Consider the following 2,489-nt stretch of genomic DNA (forward strand, 5'->3'; position numbering starts at 1 on the left):
GCTCCGGGACCGTGCCCGCGGGTTCTTCGGCGCGAAGACCCGGGAGCGGATGGCCGAACGCGAGCGCGCGCACCGGATCGACGTCGACCTGACCGAAGACGAGACCGCGAGCCTGGATCGGCGCGAGCAACTGCTCAAGCTCCGGGCGGAGACGCTACTGGCCGGCGAGAAGTACATGGCCTCGCTGCGGGACTCGAAGCTGCTGGTGCCCGGCTTCAACGACGAGGAGCGGACGCAGGAGCTCGGCGCCATGCACCAGGTCTACATGCAGATGATGATGCAGTCGTGTCTCAAGCCGCTCTCGCGAGGGGTGAGTGCCAACTCGGTCGTCCAGGCCGTCGGCATGATGATGACGATGCGGATGATCGCCCCGGACTTCAGGGAGGAGATGGACAGCTACTTCCAGCCCCTCAAGGCCAAGATCCAGCAGCGCATAGACACCAGGGCCCGCGGCATGATCACCTCCGCCGAGAGCGGCATTGCGCACCGGCAGAGGATCTTCAAGGATGTGCCGGGCGAGGCCCGGCGCGAGCGCCTCATCGGCAGCACCAATCCGCGTGATCATCTGACGAAGAGGTGGCGCAAGCGCTTCGACGCCATGCAGCGTCGCGAACGCGGTCACCGGGAGATGTTCACTCCGGATTCGGCGGCCATGACCGAGGTCGCACTCATGGAGAACGCCTTCTGGAAGATGCGTGAGCCGGGCGCGGATGCCGGCCTGATCCGCGACAGCTACCGGGCGATGCGCAAGCGGCTGCACGATCAGATGGAAGAAGACGGCCTGGAGCGCCAGGAGGTCGTCCAGCGCGCGCGGATGCTCATCGGTCAGCGGATGGAATACGAGCCCGAGCTGCGCACGATGTTCAACGGCTTGGCCTACGGCCGGATCGTCAAGGCCCCTGCGCACGAGGAACGGATCACGGACTCGGACAGAGTCCGCACGGTGTGGAGCGGGGAGTTCGACGACCAGCTGGGCCGGCGTCTGCCCGAGGACGGGATGTTCACGCTGCGCCGGCCCATGGACGCGGACGCCCATCAGGTCCAGCTCGCCGAGACGATGACGACCTCGATGCTCGATGCGCTGGGCCGCGACGATCAAAAGGGCTACGCGGGCAACATGCTGGGCTACCTGGTCGGCTTCGCGGCACGGAAGCAGGGCCTGGACACCAGGGGGCTGCCCGACATGCTCCAGCGCCGCCTGGACCAGTCCGAGGTGATGATCGCGAGCATGGACATCGACGGTCTTCCGGCCGAGGAGCAGCAGCGGGTCTACTCCAATGCCTACGTCGATGCGATGGAGGCGGTGAACGAGAAATACCCGGATCTCGAGGCCGAACTGAAACGGAGCCTCGGGGAGAACTGGCAGCAGACGCTGCAGACGGCGGTCGACGATCCGGGGGCCTTCTTCGAGGAACAGCGGCTCAAACCGCGGCCGCACCCTACGAGCCCGTCGTCCGAGCGGGAGGCCGGCCCACAGAACGACGGCTCGAACGCTGAGGCCGATTCCGAGGACTATCAGCCCGCCTGAGGGCGATCCGAGAACACGAACAGGGAGCAGGCGGACGGATCATGAGCCAGAAACAGAACGAGGAACAGCAGGTCAGGTTCGGATCACGTTTCGCGCGGCTGTTCGGCTACGTCACGCCGGAGGACCGGAGCCGATGGGAGCAGCAGCGGGCCCAGGACAAGCCGAAGGTCAACGCGATCAAGCAGGGCATGAAGGCAGCGGGGAGCTCGGTGACGGAGTTCGGAGAGCTCAACGTCCGCGCAAAGCTCGATGCAGCCCACCGTGTGCTGGGGCAGCGGCGGTTCGAGGAGAGCCACCGCAAGGTCGTGCAGCAGCGCCGCGATCCGAACACGCGGAACATCATCGAGTCGGTCGACTACGAGCCCAAGGATGACCGCGAGGAAATCGGACCGGATCTGGAGCTCTAGTCAAATGATCCACGACAAGCCTATCGAACGGTACTCGACAAGCCTGCCAATCCTTCTGGGCTCATGGCTGTCTTCGATAGACTGATCTCCCAGCGAAACCGCGGCGCGAAGGACGACAGGACAGGATGTGGGTATGGAGACGACGACGAATGCGCGTATCAGTAAGCGCAAGTTCATCTCTCGGGTCGCGACTCGCAGCAAGTTGCCGGTCCGGGTGGTGAACACGGTGTACAAGTCGTTGCTCGGCGAACTCACGGACGCGGTCAGCTGCGGAGAGACGGTCGTGCTCACGAGCTTCGGCCGCTTCTACCGCCAAGATCACAAGGGCCATAAGGTGCGCTTCGGCCAGAGCGACGTCGGTGACTACGTGGTCTTGAAGTTTTCCGCGTCGAGCAGTTTCAACCGCCGCCTCGCGGGCGACGAGTCCAAGACCGTACCGAAGTCCTACGGGATGACCGAAGATGTCGACGCGTTCGAGAACGTCATTGAGGATCGTGAACTACCGGCCGCATCATAGGCAACGGGGAGCCGGCAGAAAAAGAGAACCCCCGTGG

Annotated in this window: 3 protein-coding genes; all 3 read left to right on the forward strand. The window is 64.5% G+C overall.

Annotation, left to right across the window (positions count from 1 at the left end; all coding sequences use genetic code 11):
• Window positions 1-1,528: hypothetical protein (locus tag ACFU99_RS40810; protein WP_384402994.1), on the forward strand; the 1,528-nt coding region annotated here is incomplete at its 5' end.
• Between the two features lie 41 nt (window positions 1,529-1,569).
• Complete coding sequence (locus ACFU99_RS40815; RefSeq protein WP_384402997.1) at window positions 1,570-1,935, forward strand: hypothetical protein; 366 nt, start codon at window positions 1,570-1,572, stop codon at window positions 1,933-1,935.
• Between the two features lie 133 nt (window positions 1,936-2,068).
• Window positions 2,069-2,452, forward strand: a complete 384-nt coding sequence (locus ACFU99_RS40820) for an HU family DNA-binding protein (RefSeq protein WP_384403000.1) — start codon at window positions 2,069-2,071, stop codon at window positions 2,450-2,452.
• Window positions 2,453-2,489: the final 37 nt, after the last annotated feature.

It is taken from the genome of Streptomyces sp. NPDC057654 (genome assembly GCF_042800135.1).
Lineage (GTDB): Bacteria > Actinomycetota > Actinomycetes > Streptomycetales > Streptomycetaceae > Streptomyces.

Coding starts and splice junctions, on each gene's coding strand:
- ACFU99_RS40815 (WP_384402997.1), top strand. CDS start 1,570: ATGAGCCAGAAACAGAACGAGGAACAGCAGGTCAGGTTCGGATCACGT.
- ACFU99_RS40820 (WP_384403000.1), top strand. CDS start 2,069: ATGGAGACGACGACGAATGCGCGTATCAGTAAGCGCAAGTTCATCTCT.